The 15,890-nt window shown below is 67.4% G+C and carries 16 protein-coding genes; 5 read left to right on the top strand and 11 right to left on the bottom strand.

The features are described 5' to 3' along the window. Positions 1–4: 4 nt before the first annotated feature. The 11 genes from ACWCPQ_RS10940 to ACWCPQ_RS10890 all read right to left on the bottom strand — a co-directional run bounded on the left by ACWCPQ_RS10940 (position 5) and on the right by ACWCPQ_RS10890 (position 11,742). On the bottom strand, positions 5–1,153 hold the full coding sequence (locus tag ACWCPQ_RS10940) for an acyl-CoA dehydrogenase family protein (RefSeq protein ID WP_449897095.1): 1,149 nt from the start codon (positions 1,151–1,153) through the stop codon (positions 5–7). Between the two features lie 7 nt (positions 1,154–1,160). Next, positions 1,161–2,324, bottom strand: coding sequence for a thiolase family protein (locus ACWCPQ_RS10935; RefSeq protein ID WP_449897093.1), 1,164 nt, complete (start codon positions 2,322–2,324; stop codon positions 1,161–1,163). Further along, positions 2,325–3,167, bottom strand: a complete 843-nt coding sequence (locus ACWCPQ_RS10930) for an enoyl-CoA hydratase/isomerase family protein (protein WP_449897091.1) — start codon at positions 3,165–3,167, stop codon at positions 2,325–2,327. It abuts the gene before it with no gap. Further along, on the bottom strand, positions 3,164–4,396 hold the full coding sequence (locus ACWCPQ_RS10925) for a CaiB/BaiF CoA transferase family protein (RefSeq protein WP_449897089.1): 1,233 nt from the start codon (positions 4,394–4,396) through the stop codon (positions 3,164–3,166). Before ACWCPQ_RS10925 ends, ACWCPQ_RS10930 begins: the two co-directional genes overlap by 4 nt. Beyond that, positions 4,396–5,163 (bottom strand): SDR family NAD(P)-dependent oxidoreductase, encoded by a 768-nt coding sequence (locus ACWCPQ_RS10920; RefSeq protein WP_449897087.1) that lies wholly within the window; start codon positions 5,161–5,163, stop codon positions 4,396–4,398. Before ACWCPQ_RS10920 ends, ACWCPQ_RS10925 begins: the two co-directional genes overlap by 1 nt. Next, on the bottom strand, positions 5,163–6,329 hold the full coding sequence (locus ACWCPQ_RS10915) for an acyl-CoA dehydrogenase family protein (RefSeq protein WP_449897373.1): 1,167 nt from the start codon (positions 6,327–6,329) through the stop codon (positions 5,163–5,165). Before ACWCPQ_RS10915 ends, ACWCPQ_RS10920 begins: the two co-directional genes overlap by 1 nt. A gap of 137 nt (positions 6,330–6,466) precedes the next feature. Further along, positions 6,467–6,844, bottom strand: a complete 378-nt coding sequence (locus ACWCPQ_RS10910) for a hypothetical protein (RefSeq protein ID WP_449897085.1) — start codon at positions 6,842–6,844, stop codon at positions 6,467–6,469. Further along, the gene (locus tag ACWCPQ_RS10905; protein ID WP_449897084.1) at positions 6,841–7,548 is read right to left on the bottom strand and encodes an ABC transporter ATP-binding protein; all 708 of its coding nucleotides are present in this window, start codon (positions 7,546–7,548) and stop codon (positions 6,841–6,843) included. Before ACWCPQ_RS10905 ends, ACWCPQ_RS10910 begins: the two co-directional genes overlap by 4 nt. Next, positions 7,545–8,258, bottom strand: coding sequence for an ABC transporter ATP-binding protein (locus tag ACWCPQ_RS10900; RefSeq protein ID WP_449897082.1), 714 nt, complete (start codon positions 8,256–8,258; stop codon positions 7,545–7,547). Before ACWCPQ_RS10900 ends, ACWCPQ_RS10905 begins: the two co-directional genes overlap by 4 nt. After that, positions 8,236–10,362 carry a branched-chain amino acid ABC transporter permease gene (locus ACWCPQ_RS10895; RefSeq protein WP_449897080.1) on the bottom strand — a complete coding sequence of 709 codons (2,127 nt, stop codon included), beginning with the start codon at positions 10,360–10,362 and terminating at the stop codon, positions 8,236–8,238. Before ACWCPQ_RS10895 ends, ACWCPQ_RS10900 begins: the two co-directional genes overlap by 23 nt. A gap of 6 nt (positions 10,363–10,368) precedes the next feature. Then, positions 10,369–11,742, bottom strand: coding sequence for an ABC transporter substrate-binding protein (locus tag ACWCPQ_RS10890; protein ID WP_449897079.1), 1,374 nt, complete (start codon positions 11,740–11,742; stop codon positions 10,369–10,371). 345 nt (positions 11,743–12,087) lie between these two features. On the opposite strand from ACWCPQ_RS10890, the gene ACWCPQ_RS10885 reads away from it, so the two are divergent. From ACWCPQ_RS10885 to ACWCPQ_RS10865, 5 genes are read left to right on the top strand one after another with little or no spacing between them, the layout of a single operon-like run. Beyond that, the gene (locus tag ACWCPQ_RS10885; protein WP_449897077.1) at positions 12,088–12,618 is read left to right on the top strand and encodes a carboxymuconolactone decarboxylase family protein; all 531 of its coding nucleotides are present in this window, start codon (positions 12,088–12,090) and stop codon (positions 12,616–12,618) included. 4 nt (positions 12,619–12,622) lie between these two features. Further along, positions 12,623–13,885, top strand: a complete 1,263-nt coding sequence (locus tag ACWCPQ_RS10880; protein ID WP_449897075.1) for an aromatic ring-hydroxylating oxygenase subunit alpha — start codon at positions 12,623–12,625, stop codon at positions 13,883–13,885. Beyond that, complete coding sequence (locus tag ACWCPQ_RS10875; RefSeq protein ID WP_449897073.1) at positions 13,875–14,210, top strand: hypothetical protein; 336 nt, start codon at positions 13,875–13,877, stop codon at positions 14,208–14,210. The genes ACWCPQ_RS10880 and ACWCPQ_RS10875 overlap by 11 nt, the downstream gene beginning before the upstream one ends. 2 nt (positions 14,211–14,212) lie before the next feature. Next, entirely contained in the window at positions 14,213–15,427 is a 1,215-nt protein-coding gene (locus ACWCPQ_RS10870; protein WP_449897371.1) for a metal-dependent hydrolase family protein, read from the top strand. Continuing rightward, the gene (locus tag ACWCPQ_RS10865) at positions 15,411–15,827 is read left to right on the top strand and encodes a nuclear transport factor 2 family protein (protein WP_449897071.1); all 417 of its coding nucleotides are present in this window, start codon (positions 15,411–15,413) and stop codon (positions 15,825–15,827) included. The genes ACWCPQ_RS10870 and ACWCPQ_RS10865 overlap by 17 nt, the downstream gene beginning before the upstream one ends. Positions 15,828–15,890: the final 63 nt, after the last annotated feature.

Below are 15,890 nucleotides of genomic sequence, written 5' to 3'. Positions count from 1 at the left end.
TACATCACAAACCGAGGTCTTTGGCAATGATAACTTTCATGACCTCGCTGGTCCCCGCGTAGATCCGCGCCACCCGGGCATCGGTGTAGAGCCGGGCGATCGGATATTCCATCATGTAGCCGTAACCACCGAACAGTTGTAGGCAGCGGTCCACGACCCGGGCCTGGGTCTCGGTGGCGAACAGTTTCACCCGCGCGGCATCGGCACCGGAGAGTTCCCCGTCCACCAGATCCCGAACCGCCCGATCCACCATGGTCTGCGCGGCCTCCACCTCGGCGGAGATCGCGGCGAGTTCGAACTTGGTGTTCTGGAACGACGCCACCGGTGTGCCGAAGGCCTTGCGTTCCTTGACGTAATCGATCGTGGCGTACAGGGCCGCGCGGGCCTGAGCCACCGACCCCACCGCCACGGTCATCCGTTCCTGGGGCAGGTTGTGGCCGAGGTAGCCGAAGGCGGCGCCCTCGTCACCCAGCCGGTTGGCCACCGGCACCCGCACGTCGGTGAACGACAACTCGACCGTGTCCTGCACCTTGCAGCCCATCTTGTCCAGCACCCGGCCGCGTTCGAAGCCCGGCATACCGTCCTCCACCACCAGCAGGGTCAGCCCCGCTCGCCGGTTCTCCGGATCGGTGGCGGTCCGGGCCACCACGACCACCAGATCGGCGAGCAGACCGCCGGTGATGAATGTCTTCGCGCCGTTGAGCACGTAGTCCGCACCGTCGCGTACCGCGGTGGTGCGGATCCCGGCGAGATCGGATCCGGTGCCGGGCTCGGTCATGGCGACGGCGGTGAGCAGGGTGCCGTCGGCCAGACCGGGGAACCAGCGCTGTCGCTGCGCGGCGTCGGCGTATTCGAGGAAGTACGGCAGGATCACGTCCAGCTGGGTGCGGACGGTACTGAGCGTCACCAGGGCCCGCTGTGCCTCCTCCTGCAGGACCACGTTGTATCGATAGTCGCGCACTCCCGTCCCGCCGTACTCCTGCGGGATCGCGGTGCCGAGCAGACCCAGTTCCCCGAGCCGCCGGAAGACCGCGCGCGGCATCTGCCCTTGCTTCTCCCAGTCCGGGTACTGGGGCACGACCTCCTTGTCGATGAATTCGCGCGCCAGCTCGCGGAACGCTTCGTGGTCGGGGGTGAACAGATCGCGACGCATGTTCTTCCTAGGAGACGAGTTCGACGACGGTGGCATTCGCGGTGCCGCCGCCCTCGCACATGGTTTGCAGACCGAAGCGAATCCCGTTGTCGCGCATGTGATGGATCATCCTGGTCATCAGGACCGCACCGGAGCCGCCCAGCGGATGCCCGAGCGCGATGGCGCCGCCGAGCGGATTGAGCGAGGCCGGATCGGCACCGGTTTCGGCGAGCCAGGCCAGCGGGACCGGCGCGAAGGCCTCGTTCACCTCGAGGACTCCGATATCGGCGACCGTGAGCCCGGTCCTGCGCAGCACCTTCTCCGTAGCCGGGATCGGTCCGGTGAGCATGAGCACCGGATCGGCTCCGGCCACCGCGCCGGCGCGGTAGCGAACGAGCGGGGTCAGGTCGAGTTCGGCGGCCTTCTCCGGGGTGGTCACCAGCAATGCCGCCGCGCCGTCGGAGATCTGGGAGGAGTTACCGGCGTGGATGACCCCGTCGTCCTGGAACGCGGGCTCGAGGTTCGCCAGTTTCGCGGCGGTGGTACCGCGCCGGATTCCCTCGTCGGCCGTGATCTGTCCGCCCTCGGTGGTTTCTCCGGCGGGTGCGTCGACGGCGACGATCTGCGCGTCGAACGCCCCCCGGTCCTGGGCGGCGGCCGCGAGGTCGTGGGATCGCGCGGAGTACTCGTCGAGCACGGTGCGGGTGAAACCCCACTTCCGGGCGATGAGCTCGGCCGAGATCCCCTGGTTGAAGGAGAAGTCGTCGTATCGCGCCAGCACCGCCGGACCGTACGGTTGCCCGGTGGCGCGGGCGGCGCCGAGCGGGACCCGGCTCATCACCTCGACCCCACCGGCCACCACGAGATCCTGCTGACCCGACATCACCGCCTGCGCCGCGAAATCCAGGGCCTGCTGACTCGAACCGCAGGCCCGGTTCACCGTGGTCCCGGGAACGGATTCGGGCCAGCCGGCGGCGAGTACCGCGTAGCGCCCGATATTGCTCGACTGGTCGCCGACCTGGGATACACAGCCCCACACCACATCGTCGATCAGTGCCGGATCGACGCCGGTGCGTTCGGCGAGTGCGCGCAGCACCACCGCGGAAAGGTCCGCGGCATGCATACCCGACAGCCCGCCCTTCCGCTTGCCGACCGGTGTGCGCACCGCGCCGGCGATCACCACTTCCCGCATCTACCCGCTCCTCTTCTCGCCGCCGGCCGGGGGCAGCGACCAGGCGCCGGTGAACCGCGGTGTGCGTTTCCCGGCGAAGGCCGCGTATGCCTCCGGCGCGTCGGCGGTAGCGAAATTGACTCCCTGGGCCCGGGCCTCGCCGGCCAGCGCCTCTCGTAGTGTCGAGTCTGCGCCCTCGTTCAACAGGGCCTTGGTCTGCGCCAGCGCCACCGGGGGGCCGGCCGCGAGCCGGGCGGCGAGATCCTCGGTGAACCCGTCTATCTCCGCGCTCGCGATCACCCAGGTGACCAGGCCGAGCGCTTCGGCGCGGGCGGCATCGACGGTCTCGGCCAGTAGCGCCAGCCGTTTCGCCTGCTGCAACCCGACCAGTTTCGGTAGCAACCACGACCCGCCGAGGTCCACCGACAGTCCACGCCGGGCGAAGATCTGGGCGAAGGTGGCCTCCGGAGTGGCCACCACCAGATCGCAGCCCAGTGCGAGGTTCCAGCCGGCGCCCACCGCGGGACCGGTCACCTTCGCGACGGTGGGCGTAGGCAGTTCGTGCAGTTGCAGCGCGAGATCGGTGAAGATCCGGAGTTTGTCCATGGGATGCCGGGCATCGGGTACCGAGATATCGGCGCCCGAGCAGAACGCGCCACCGGCGCCGGTGAGCACCAGGGCGCGGACGGACCGGTCGCCGCCGGTGTCCCGCAGCACATCCGCCAGGTCTCGCCACATCGCCCAGGTCATCGCATTTCTGCGGTGCGGGCGATTCAGTGTCACCGTCCGGATCCCGGCCCGGTCGGCGACCAGCAGTTCGGGTTCGCCGGTGGCCGATCCACCGTCGGTCGCCTCGGTACTCACGACCGCTCCCCGGAAACAGCGGCGTGGTATTCGGGCCCGATCACCGAGCCGCGACGCAGTTCGCCGATCTCCGCCGCCGAGCGGCCCAGTTCCGCCAGAACGGCATCGGTGTGCTCACCGAGCCCCGGCACCGCGCCCATCGGCGGATCGAACCCGCTGATCACCGCAGGCGGTAGCAGAGCGGGCACCGGACCGCCGGGGCTGTCGACCTCGCGCCAGCGGTCGCGGGCCGCGAGCTGGGGGTGGTCGATCATCTCGGCGGCCGTGTTGTACCGCGAGTTGCCGATACCGGCGGCGTCGGCGGCCTTCTGCACTTCGGCGAGGGTGTGCCGGGCGCACCAGTCACCGATGGCCGCGTCGAGCAGCGCACGGTTGCGCACCCGGTCGGAGTTGCTCCGGAAACGATCGTCGGCGGCCAGATCCGGCCGGGCCAGGATCTCCCGGGCCAGCCGCTGCCATTCCCGGTCGTTGGTGGTACCGAGCACCACGGTCTGCCGGTCACCGGTGGCATAGGCGCCGTACGGTGCGACCGCGGGCGAACTCATCCCGAGCGGCTGCTGTTCCACGCCCGAATGCCGGGTGTAGTTCAGGTGGTAGCCCATCATCTCGGCCATGGTGTCGAAGAGACTGATACTGATCGCCCCGCCCGCGGGGCCGGTCTCGCGGTAGCGGCCGCACAGTTGCGCAAGGATCGACAGTGCCGCGTACAGGCCGGTGGTCACATCCGCGACCGCCGGGCCGGGTTTGGCCGGTTCACCCGGGCGCCCGGTCACCGAGCACACCCCGGACTCCGCCTGGACCAGCAGGTCGTAGGCGCGTTTGTGCGAGAGCGGGCCACCGGCGCCGAAACCGTCTATCTCCAGCGCGATCAACCGCGGATACCGTTCGGCCAGATCCGCCGGTGTCAGCCCGAGCCGCCCGGTGGCACCGGGCGCCAGATTCGATACCAGCACATCCGCGCGGGCCAGCAGTTCGTGCAGAACCGCCAGCCCCGGTTCGGATTTCAGGTCGAGGGTCACCGATTCCTTGCCCCGGTTCACCCAGACGAAATGGGCGGCCTGGCCCGCCACCACATCGTCGTAGTGCCGGGCGAAATCACCACCGGCCGGGTTCTCGACCTTGATCACCCGGGCCCCGAAATCGGCGAGCGTACGAGTGCACATGGGCGCCGAGACCGCCTGCTCCAGCGCGATCACCAGCACCCCGGCCAGCGGGCCGGACGGGGCCATCACATCACCATGCCGCCGTCGACCGGCAGCACCTGCCCCGTGACGAACGAGGCGGCGTCGGACGCCAGGAAGACGAACGCTCCCGCGACCTCGTCCGGTTCGGCCCAGCGGCGCAGCGGGATCCGGTTGAGCATCTGCTCGGCGAATTTCTCGTCGGTGCGGATGGTTTCGGTCATCGGGGTCGCTGCCAGCGGAGCCAGTGCGTTCACCAGGATGTTCTTCCGGGCCAGTTCCCGGGCCAGCGATTTGGTGATACCGATGATTCCCGCTTTCGCGGCGGAATAGTTGACCTGGCCGAGCGTCCCGGTCAGGCCCGCCGACGAGGTCACATTGATGATGCGTCCGGTACCGTCGGTGGCCAGGTAGGGCAGGGCGGCCTGGCTGCAGTTGAACGTTCCCAGCACATGCACATCGAAGATCTTGCGCATGGACTCCGGAGTGGTTTTCGGAAACATCGCCGGCGCGGTGATCCCGGCATTGTTCACCACGATATTGATCGTCCCGCCGCCCAGTTCGGACGCCTGCCGGGCCGCGGCAGCCGCTGAATCCGGATCGGCCACATTCAGTGCGCTCGCCTGCGCAGTACCACCGTCCGCGGTGATCTTCTCGGCGACCGCTGTCGCGGCGCCGCCGTCGAGATCGGTGACCAGGACGGCCGCCCCCTGCGCGGCCAACGCGCGGGCCACCGCCGAACCGATACCCCCGGCGGCGCCGGTGACCAGGGCGCTCCGCCCGGCCAGATCGAACAAACCGTTCTTCGCTGCCATCAGTAACTCCTCGGCATTCCCAATACGTGCGACCCCAGATAGTTGAGGATCATTTCCTGACTGATCGGCGCGATACGCATGACGCGTGACTCCCGGAAATACCGGGAGATGTGGTATTCCTCCGAATAACCCATACCGCCGTGCGTCTGCATCGCCCGGTCGGCCGCTTCGAAACCGGCTTCCGCACACAGGTATTTGGCGGTATTGGCCTCCCGGCCACAGGGTTTGCCCTGGTCGTACAACCAGGTTGCTTTGCGCAGCACCAGTTCGGCCGCGTCCAGCCGGGCCAGGGAATCGGCCAGCGGGAACTGGATCCCCTGGTTCTTACCGATCGGCCGCCCGAAGACTTCACGTTCGTTCGCGTACCGGACCGCCCGGTCCAGCGCCACCCGGCCCAGCCCGAGCGCTTCGGCCGCGATGAGCATCCGCTCGGGGTTGAGTCCGTCGAGCAGGTACTCGAAGCCTCGACCCTCCTCCCCGACCCGGTCCGCCACCGGGATGCGCAGATCGTCGATGAACAGTTCGTTCGAGGACACGGCGTTGCGGCCCATTTTCGGGATGGGCCGGATATCGACGTGCGCACGGTCCAGATCGGTCAGGAACAGCGTCATACCGCTGGTCTTCTTCTCGACCTCGTCGTATTTGCTGGTACGGGTCAGCAGCAGGATCTTCTCCGACTCCAGCGCTTTGGAGATCCACACCTTGCGGCCGTTCACCACATAGTGATCGCCGTCGCGGCGGGCGAACGTGGTGATCCGGCTGGTGTCCAGGCCCGCACCGGGTTCGGTGACGCCGAAACACACGTGCAGATCACCGCGGGCGACCCGGGGCAGGGTGCGCTGTTTGAGTTCTTCGGACCCGTGCACGATCACCGGTTGCATACCGAAGATCGACATGTGGATCGAGGTGGCGGCATTCATCCCGCCGCCCGACCGCGAGACCTGTTCGGCCAGGATCGAGGCCTCGGTGATCCCCATACCGTGGCCGCCGTACTCCTCGGGAATACAGATACCCAGCCAGCCGCCGTCGGCGACGGCGCGATAGAACTCGGTGGGGAATTCGTGGTCCCGGTCTTTCTCCATCCAGTACTGATCGTCGAATTTGCGGGTCAGTTCGGCCACCGAATCCCGGATCAGCCGCTGATCCTCGGTCAGCTCGAAACTCATACCGTCGGACACATCAACTCCCTCTCGTCATCGCCGCGACCGGCCAGGATCACCCGGACACGGCACCACCTGCCTGCGACGCAGTGCGACCGACGCTGCGAAACGCTCTGCGGCCGAGACTGCGGCACCGTGCGGCTTCACCGTTGCGGCACACCCACCTCCCCGTGCTCGCGCGCCGCGCCGCCGGGCAGGCGGTCGGCCAGTCGGTCCAGGTCGTAGGACTGCCGGGCCATCCAGTAGCGCAGTACCCCGGTCAGCGAATAACGCAGGAACAGTGCCGCTCCCACGATGCTCAGCGCGACTCCGCTCAGCGCGACGGTGAGCGCGTCGCGCTGCACCAGTGCGTCGGAGGTGTTGTGCGACATCAGATAGGCCAGCAGCGTCACCACCGGGCCGAGCACCAGGAGTACGACCCCCACGCGCAGCCACAGCGCACCGCGGCCGGCCGCGGGGTCGGGGATCTTCAGCTCCGCGAGCTCGGCGGTGAAACGGTCCGCACGTGTTGATTCGGTCATGTCGAACTTCCTAGATAGAGAGTGGCCAATTCGTTGCGGAGCCCGGAATCGGGCGGGCCGTGATGTTCGATCCGGCCGCGCACCAGCACCGCGGCGGAGTCGGCGATATCCAGTACCGCGGCGGCGAACTGTTCGACGATCACCACCGCGACACCCTGCCGGGCGATCTCGGCCACCTGTTCGTAGAGCCGGCCCACCACCAGCGGGGCCAGGCCCATGGACAACTCGTCCAGCATCAGCACCGCCGGGTCGGTGGCCAGCCCACGCGCCAGCGCCAGCATCTGCTGTTCGCCGCCGGAGAGGGTGCCCGCGGTCTGCCCGGCCCGCTGGGCCAGGATCGGGAACCGAGAGAACGCTATCTCCTCGATCTGTTCCCGCGGCCTGCCGGTGAAGGTCATCATCAGCAGGTTGTCGCGCACGGTGAGGTTCGGGAAGACGCCCCGGCCCTCGGGGATCAGGCAGACCCCCGCGCGCGCGAGGTCGCGCGGATCGACCCCGTTGACTGTCCGGGCGCCCAGCCGCAGTTCGCCCTCCGCCACCGGATGTACCCCGGCGGCGACCGACAGCGTGGTGGTCTTACCGGCGCCGTTGGGGCCGAGCAGCGCCACCACCTCACCCGCCCGCACACTCAGGTCGACACCGTGCAGGACGGTGATCGCCCCGTAGGCGGCCCGGATTCCGCGCAGCTCCAGCAGGGTACTCATGCGGCCCCCAGATACGCGGCGAGCACCTGTTCGTCGGCGCGGATCGTCTCGGGCGGGCCGTCGGCGATCACTTTTCCGAGATCGAGCACGTACATGTGATCGCAGACGCTCATCACCAGGCCCATATCGTGTTCCACCAGCACCACGGCAGTACCGTCGGCGGCGACCGAACGCAACAGCGCGGCGAACCGATCGGTTTCGGTACTGTCCTGGCCCGCTGCGGGTTCGTCGAGCAGCAGCAGGGTGGGCCGGACGGCCAGCGCCCGGCCCACCTCCACCAGCCGGGCCAGACCGGTGGGCAGTGCGTCGGCGAGATCACCGGCGCGGTCACCCAGTTCGAGCCGTTCGACGATCTCGTCGGCGATACGTTTCGCGTGCCGCCGGTGCGGGCCGAGTTCGGCCGCGACGAGCAGGTTGTCGCGGACCGACAATCGGCCGAACAGTTCGAGCCGCTGGAAGGTCCGGGCCATCCCGTGCCGGGCCCGGCGGGCCGGGGCCAGTCGGGTGATATCGCGTTCGCCCAGCCGGATCCGGCCCGCGGCGGGCCGCCGCAACCCGCAGATCACATCGAACAGCGTGCTCTTGCCGGCCCCGTTGGGCCCGATCAGTCCGGTGACCCGGCCCGCTTCGGCGGTGAGTCCGGCGCCGTCGAGGGCCCGGCGGCCACCGAAGGTGACCGTGATATCGCTAACCTGCAGCAGCGATGGCATTTTCCAGCTCCTCCTTGTCCGAAGACCGCCAGGGCCGTTTCACACCCCACCACTCGACCGGGATATCCGGTTCCCCCGCGACGGCGCGCTGTTCCCGGGTGTTCGCCCAGATCCGCACCGCGAAGACGCCGACCACCGAGCCCCAGAACAGAATCCAGCCGTCGATCGCGCCGGCCAGCCGCAGCACCCACAGCAGCACCGGGATACCGACCATGGCCGCCAGTGCCACCCGGTTGCGGATCGCCGCCTCGAAACCCTCGCGCATCCGTGCCACGGCACCGTGACTGACCACGCCGCCGCCGAAGGCGATACCGGCCAGCGCCGGGATCACGTGGATGATGTTCTCCGTCGACGGGAAGAGCACCGGAACGGCGAGCAGCGGCCCGTACAGTGCGATACCGACGAACAGGCCGTTGCCCAGCGCGCCGAGTCCGGCGAACACCGCCACCAGGAAGATCGGCATACCGGCGACGAAATTGAACTGTTCGGGGGTCACCGACCCCATCTGCATTCCGTAGAGGGCGCCGCCGAGCCCGGCCAGCCCCGCGCTGAGCGCGAAGACCGCGACCTTCGCCAGCAGCAGATTCCCGCCGAGGGTCGCGTAGGCGGCCTCGCTGTCGCGCAGGGCGATCAGCCGCCGCCCGAACCGGCCGCGACGCAGGGCCGCGACGCCGAGAGTGGCGACCGCCAGGCAGACCGCCGCGAAAACGGTGATCTGCCCGGCATCCGCGAGTTCGAGTCCGAAGAAATTCAGCCCGGCCACCTCGACCGATCCCTGATCGAAGAACGAGATCTGCACACCTGCCACTTCGAAGGCGGGCAGGGTGAAGATCCACCGGTCCAGGATCACCGCGAATGCCGCTGTACCCAATGCCAGGTACACACCCGACAATCGCAGTGCCGGTATCGCCACCAGGGCGCCCGCGATCGCCGCGACGACCACCGCCCCGGCCAGACCCCACCACTGCCCGTCCGGCGCCAGATGCGCGTAGGCGACCGCGCCGATCCCGGCCATGCTCAGCTGGGCCAGCGAGATCTGCCCCGCGTAGCCGGACAGCGGTACGAACGACAGCGCGATGACGCCGAAGGCGAACATCGGGCCGTAGGCGATGAGATCGCTTTCCCCGAGGCTGGTCGCGACCATCAGGCCGAGGAGCACGATCACCACGGCGAAGAACACCGCACCACCGCGCGACGGGGTCGGTACCGGACTGAGTTTGCGGTCGCGCCCCCGCAGTCGCCCGTGTGGGAACAGCAGCAGCGCGGCCAGCAGCAGCAGCGCGGGCGCGGCCAGCCGGAGCCCGGGCAGGTACTCGTTCTGCGGCAGATAACCGGTCAGATAGCTTTCCATCAGTCCGACCACGACCGCCCCGAGGAAGGTCATCGGCAGGCTCCGCAGCCGTCCGAAGATCGCCGCCGTATAGGCGCTGACGATCAGCAACGACAGCGTCGCGGCATCCAGCGAGACTGTCGGAGCGATGAGAATGCCGCCCACCGCCGCCAATTCGATTCCCAGGATCCAGGCGACCCGGTTGGCGCGGACCGGGTCCGCGCCGGTGAGTCCGGCCAGCGCCCGGTCGTCGACGGTGGCCCGCATCTCCGCGCCGGTGCGGGTGTTGAACAGCAGGACCCGCAGCACCACCGCGACCGCGACGGCCACCAGCATGGTGAGTGCCTGATGCCAGGTGACCGTGGCCGAACCGAGCCGGAGGGGTTCGGCATCGGGGAAGAAGGTCGGTAACGAGCGGGCCTGCATCGGATTCCAGATCCAGCGCGCCAGGGCGATCAGCCCGCTCAGCAGGGCGACCGTCATCACCAGTTTCTCGGCGTCACCGAGCCCCTGGACCGCCCGTAGTGCCCGCTCCACCAGCAGACCGGCGAGCGGTGCGAGCACGAGGAGCACGACCGCCAGCGCGATCGGTACCGGCACCCCCCAGCCGGCAGTGAGCTGCCAGTAGGAGAACGCGGCCATCATGCCGGCGGCGCCGTGCGCGAAGTTGAAGATCCCGGTGGTCGTATGGGTGAGCACCAGGCCGCTGCCGATCACGGCATAGACGGCCGCGGTGCTCAGCCCGACGATCCCGAAGGCGAGGAATTGATCCATGACCGTTTACTCGACGTCGGCCATGGTCTTGCCGACATCGGCCAGCGTCAGCGGCTCACCGTAGTTGCCGGTGTAGCGGTAGGGCGGGGTGTTGCACCGGAACAGGCCGTTGTCGGCGCCGAACTCCGGTGCCTTCCAGCCCTCCGGCGTAGCCTGCATGACGTTGAAGCAGGTCGGCGGCGCGTCCCGGTCGGTCAGGTCGTTCGGGCTGTGCAGCCCACCGCCGCTCCACGCCGCTTCCTGCTGCGCCGCCTGGATCAGGCAGGTCCGGGTCAGGTCGGCACCGCAACTGCTCGCGGCCTTCGCGAACAGGAGCCAGGCCGAGAAAGCGCGCACCGCCGGGAGGGTGATCACCGCATCCGGCGCGTACTTCTCGTACAGGTCCTGCAGTTGCTGCATCGCCGGGGACTGATCGGCCAGCTGGGGCGGCACCACGCCGCCCAGGTCGACCACATTGTTCTGGAAGCTCGCCGAGCGACCGAGCAGATCGACATAGTCCGGCTTGAACGCGTTGTTGTTCGGGTCGATCCAGTCGAGCTTGTAGTCCATCGAGGTCAGCTTCTCCTCGAGTTTGGTCAGCGGCCCGTCCTCGCCGTACCAGACCAGTCCGCGCACTCCGGCGTTCTTGATGGCCTGGGCATAGGGCGTCCAGTCGGTGACCCCGCCCACCGGGTAGAGCTGGTTGTAGATCACCTCGGCGCCCATCGCGTTCAGCGATTCGACGGCCTTGTCACCGAGGACCTTGGTGACCGGCGAGTCGCCGTTGATGATGCCGACCGCACCGGCGGACTGTGGATAGGCCTCTTTGGTGAGCCACTGGCGGAATGCGTTGTAGGGGTCGTAGTGGGCGTAGGTACTGGGTGAGGGGATCACCTGCAGATCGGTGCCCAGGTTCGGCTGCTGTGAGACCTGCGCCGGAATATCGGGCAGGGTGCATTCGAGGCGTTCCTTGGTACCGAGACCGTCCAGCCCGGCACCACCGCCGACCAGCGCGAAATCGGTACGGCAGGCCTCCACCATCTTCTGGCGGACCGCCATCACCTTCGAATCATGGGTCTGTGTGGTGACGGTGCGCCCGTTGATCCCGCCCGCGGCATTGCACCACGAGGTGAACACCTTTGCTGCATCCACGAATTCGGGGTTTTTGGAGTAGCCGACATCGGAGAAGACGCCGACCGTGATCTCCGAGTCGGTGACGCCCTGGGTCGGCGAGCCCGAGGCGTCCCCGTCCTGGCATACCCCGGTCAGGTCGCCGAAATCGGCGACCACCGAATCGCCGGAGGAAGAGTTCTCGGTCTCGGTTCCGGTACGGCCTCCGCAACCGGGAGTGGCGAGCAATGCCACGGCGATCAGGCCGGCGGCTATTCGCTTCGGTCTCACGACGGTCCTTTCTGCGCTGGGCCCCATCGGCCAGCCGATCGTGATCGGGCGGTACAGCGTCCGCCCGCGCACCGAGTTCCGCGTCGAGACTTCCCGGTCCGGCCGGGCCGTATCCAAAGCTCTCGGTGAATGAAAACTAGCTTCTCACTTATCGAGAATCAATATCCTGTTTTTCAGGTACGACCCCGCGCCGAGGTCTTCGTGCGCAACAGCCGAACAGCGACCGCCGCCAGTCCTCCGCAGCCCCCGCGACCTGTCCGTAAACCTTCGCGTTGACTAACGAGCCAGCACATGGAAACCTGTTATCCGAAAGCGAGAATACCATTCTCATCGAGAGGAGGTGCGATGCGTGTACCGCCGCTACCAGCCGACGAGTGGGACGACGAAGTCGACGCCGCGCTCCGGGTGATGCTGCCGCGCCGGATGCGCACTCCGGAATCGGCGAGCAATGCCCTGTCGACGCTGGTCCGGCATCCGGAGCTCACCAAGGCGTTCCTGACCCTGAACGTCCATCTGCTGTTCCGGTCGACCTTGCCGGCGCGCCTGCGTGAGCTCGCGATCCTGCGGGTCGCATACCGCCGCGACTGCGTCTACGAGTGGAACCACCACCGAGAAGCCGCACTCGCCGAGGGGATCACCGAGGCAGAGATCGAGGCGGTCCGGCACGGGGAGGCCACCGGCGCCCTCGACCGGACGATCCTGCGGGCAGTCGACGAACTCGACGAGAAATCGAATCTGTCCGATGCCACCTGGGACGCGCTGTGCGGGCAGCTCGACGAACACCAGCGGATGGACCTGATCTTCACCATCGGCACCTACAACACGCTCGCCGCGGCCTTCAACACCTTCGGCGTCCGATCCGAGTACGAGAGGTAATCCCTTGGCACACTTCAACAAACCGGCAGCGGGTAGCTGGACCGAGCATTACCCGGACCTGGGTACCGAGCCGGTCGACTACAGCGATTCCATCGATCCGCAGTTCTACGAGGACGAGCGCAACGCGATCTTCAAACGCACCTGGCTCAATGTCGGCCGCGTGGAGCGCCTGCCGCGAAAAGGCAGCTACTTCACCAAGGAACTGGCCTCCGCCGGAACCTCGCTGATCATCGTGCGCGGTAACGACGATCAGATCCACGCGTACCACAATATCTGCCGCCATCGCGGCAACAAGCTGGTCTGGGACGATTTCCCCAACGAGGAGACCTCCGGTTTCTGCAAACAGTTCACCTGCAAATACCACGCCTGGCGCTACAGCCTCGAGGGCGAACTGACCTTCGTCCAGCAGGAGAAGGAGTTCTTCGGCCTGGATCGCGCCGACTACGGACTCAAGGATGTGCGCTGCGAGGTGTGGGAGGGGTTCATCTTCGTCAACCTCGACGCCGACGCCGAACCGCTGACCACCTTCCTCGGCCCGATGATGAAGGGGCTCGAAGGTTATCCGTTCCACGAGATGACCGAGGTGTTCAGCTACAAGGCCGAGGTCGGCAGCAACTGGAAGCTGTTCATCGACGCCTTCGCCGAGTTCTATCACGCGCCGATCCTGCATATGAAGCAGGCGGTCAAGGACGAAGCCGACAAACTCGCCGGCTACGGCTACGAAGCGCTGCACTACGAACTGCAGGCACCGCATTCGATGATCTCGTCCTGGGGCGGAATGGCGCCGCCCAAGGACCTGAACATGGTCAAACCGATCGAACGCATCCTGCGCAGCGGTCTGTTCGGCCCGTGGGACCGGCCCGATATCGAAGGCCTGGATCCGCTGCCCGCGGGTATCAACCCAGCCGGCCACAAGGCCTGGGGCGTGGACGAATTCGAGATCTGGCCGAATTTCTCGCTGCTGTTCTGGGCGCCGGGCTGGTATCTCACCTACCACTACTGGCCGACCGCGGTGAACAAACACATCTTCGAGGCCAATCTCTACTTCGTGCCCGCGAAGAACGCGCGGGAACGCCTGGCCCAGGAGCTGGCCGGGGTGACCTTCAAGGAATACGCGTTGCAGGACGCGAACACCCTCGAGGCCACCCAGACGATGATCGCGACCCGCACCGTCACCGATTTCCCGCTCAACGACCAGGAGATCCTGCTGCGTCATCTGCACAAGACCGCCCAGAAGAAAGTCGAGGAGTACCGCAATGGCAACTGAGTCGAAACTGCCCGCCGAATTCGCCGATCTCGCGAAATTCGAAGAGTGGATACTGCCCACCGAACCCGAGCGCTACGCCAAACGGCTGTCCTCCACGATGCCGGAGATGCAGGATTTCTACGACGCGGGGATGGCGCGGCTCGAGGACGCCATCGCCTACTGCGACCGGTTCGACCTCGACGACCTGCCCGACGACGCACGCAACCTGTTCCATCTGATGCAGTCGCTGGTGATGGCCTCGTTCCCGGTGGAGGTCTGGAAGCAGCCGCGGGTGCCCGACAGCGGCGCCGCCTATCTCGATATCGTGCGGGAGCCGGTGGTGTGACCGTGCTGACACTGCGAGCCGCCGGGCTGCTCGACGTGGACACCGGCGAGATCGTCCGGCCCGGCATCCTGCGCGTCGAAGGTGACCGGATCGTCGGGGTCGGTGGCGAGCCCGAGGGGGAGATCGTCGAACTGGGCGATCTCGTGCTCCTGCCCGGCCTGATGGATATGGAGGTCAACCTCCTGATGGGCGGGCGCGGCGAAACCGGGCTCACCTCCTCGGTCCAGGACGATCCGCCCCTGCGTATGCTGCGCGCGGTCGGCAATGCCCGGCGCACGCTGCGCGCCGGGTTCACCACCGTGCGCAACCTCGGCCTCTTCGTCAAAACCGGCGGCTACCTCCTGGACGTGGCGCTCGGCAAGGCCATCGACGCGGGCTGGATCGACGGTCCGCGCATCGTGCCCGCCGGACATGCCATCACCCCGACCGGCGGGCATCTGGATCCCACGATGTTCTCCGCGTTCGCGCCCGATGTGCTCAAGCTGACGCTGGAGGAAGGGATCGCCAACGGTGTCGACGAGGTACGCAAAGCGGTCCGGTACCAGATCAAACACGGTGCTCAGCTGATCAAGGTCTGCGTCTCCGGTGGGGTCATGTCGCTGACGGGCGCCCCCGGCGCGCAGCACTATTCGACCGAGGAACTGCGGGCGATAGTGGACGAGGCACACCGCCGCGGTCTGCGCGTGGCCGCCCACACACACGGCGCCGAAGCGGTGAAGGAGGCGGTCGGGGCCGGAATCGACTGTATCGAGCACGGATTCCTCGTCGACGACGAAGCCATCGACCTCATGGTCCGGTCCGGCACCTATCTGGTGCCGACCACCCGGCTCGCCGACGCCATGGATGTGTCCAAGGCGGCACCGGAACTCCAGGCCAAGGCCGCCGAGATGTTCCCCAAGGCCCGGACTTCGGTGAAGGCGGCCTTCGACGCGGGGGTGAAGATCGCGGTCGGCACCGACGCGCCGGCCATTCCGCACGGCCGCAATGCCGACGAGCTGGTGGCGTTGGTGGAGCGCGGCCTCGACCCGCTGTCGGTACTGCGCGCGGCCACGGTCACCGCGGCCGAACTGATCCAGGTGAGCGATCGCGGCCGGCTCGCCGAGGGACTGCTGGCGGATGTGATCGGCGTGCCCGGTGACCCGCTGGCCGATATCACCGTCACCCAGCAGGTGCGGTTCGTCATGAAAGGCGGGAAGGTCTATGGCGGCAATCGATGACCTGATCGAAATCCAGCAGTTGCTCGCCCGCTACGCGGTGACCATCACCAAGGGCGATATCGACGGTCTGGTCGGCGTGTTCACCCCGGACGGCACCTACAGCGCGTTCGGTGACACCTACACCCTGGATGTCTTCCCCGAACTCGTGGACGCCGCCCCCAAAGGGCTGTTCCTCACCGGGACCCCGCTCATCGAACTGGACGGCGATACCGGCACCGGCACCCAGCCGCTGTGCTTCGTCGAGCACTCCAGCCACGATATGCGGATCGGCTACTACAGCGACACCTATCTGCGCACCGAGCAGGGCTGGCGCCTGCGCACCCGCGCGATGACCTTCATCCGGCGCAGCGGTATCCACGATTCCGGTATCCCGCACGCCTTCGAGCGGCCCACAGTATGAGTGGGTCAGGCCCGGAGGCGGCAGCGCAGCGTAACCACGCAGGGCCCCCACTCATACCCGATC

This window comes from Nocardia sp. NPDC001965 (genome assembly GCF_053594175.1).
The sequence above is the reverse complement of the archived record's forward strand: the minus strand, read 5'-3'. Positions and strand labels throughout refer to the sequence as shown.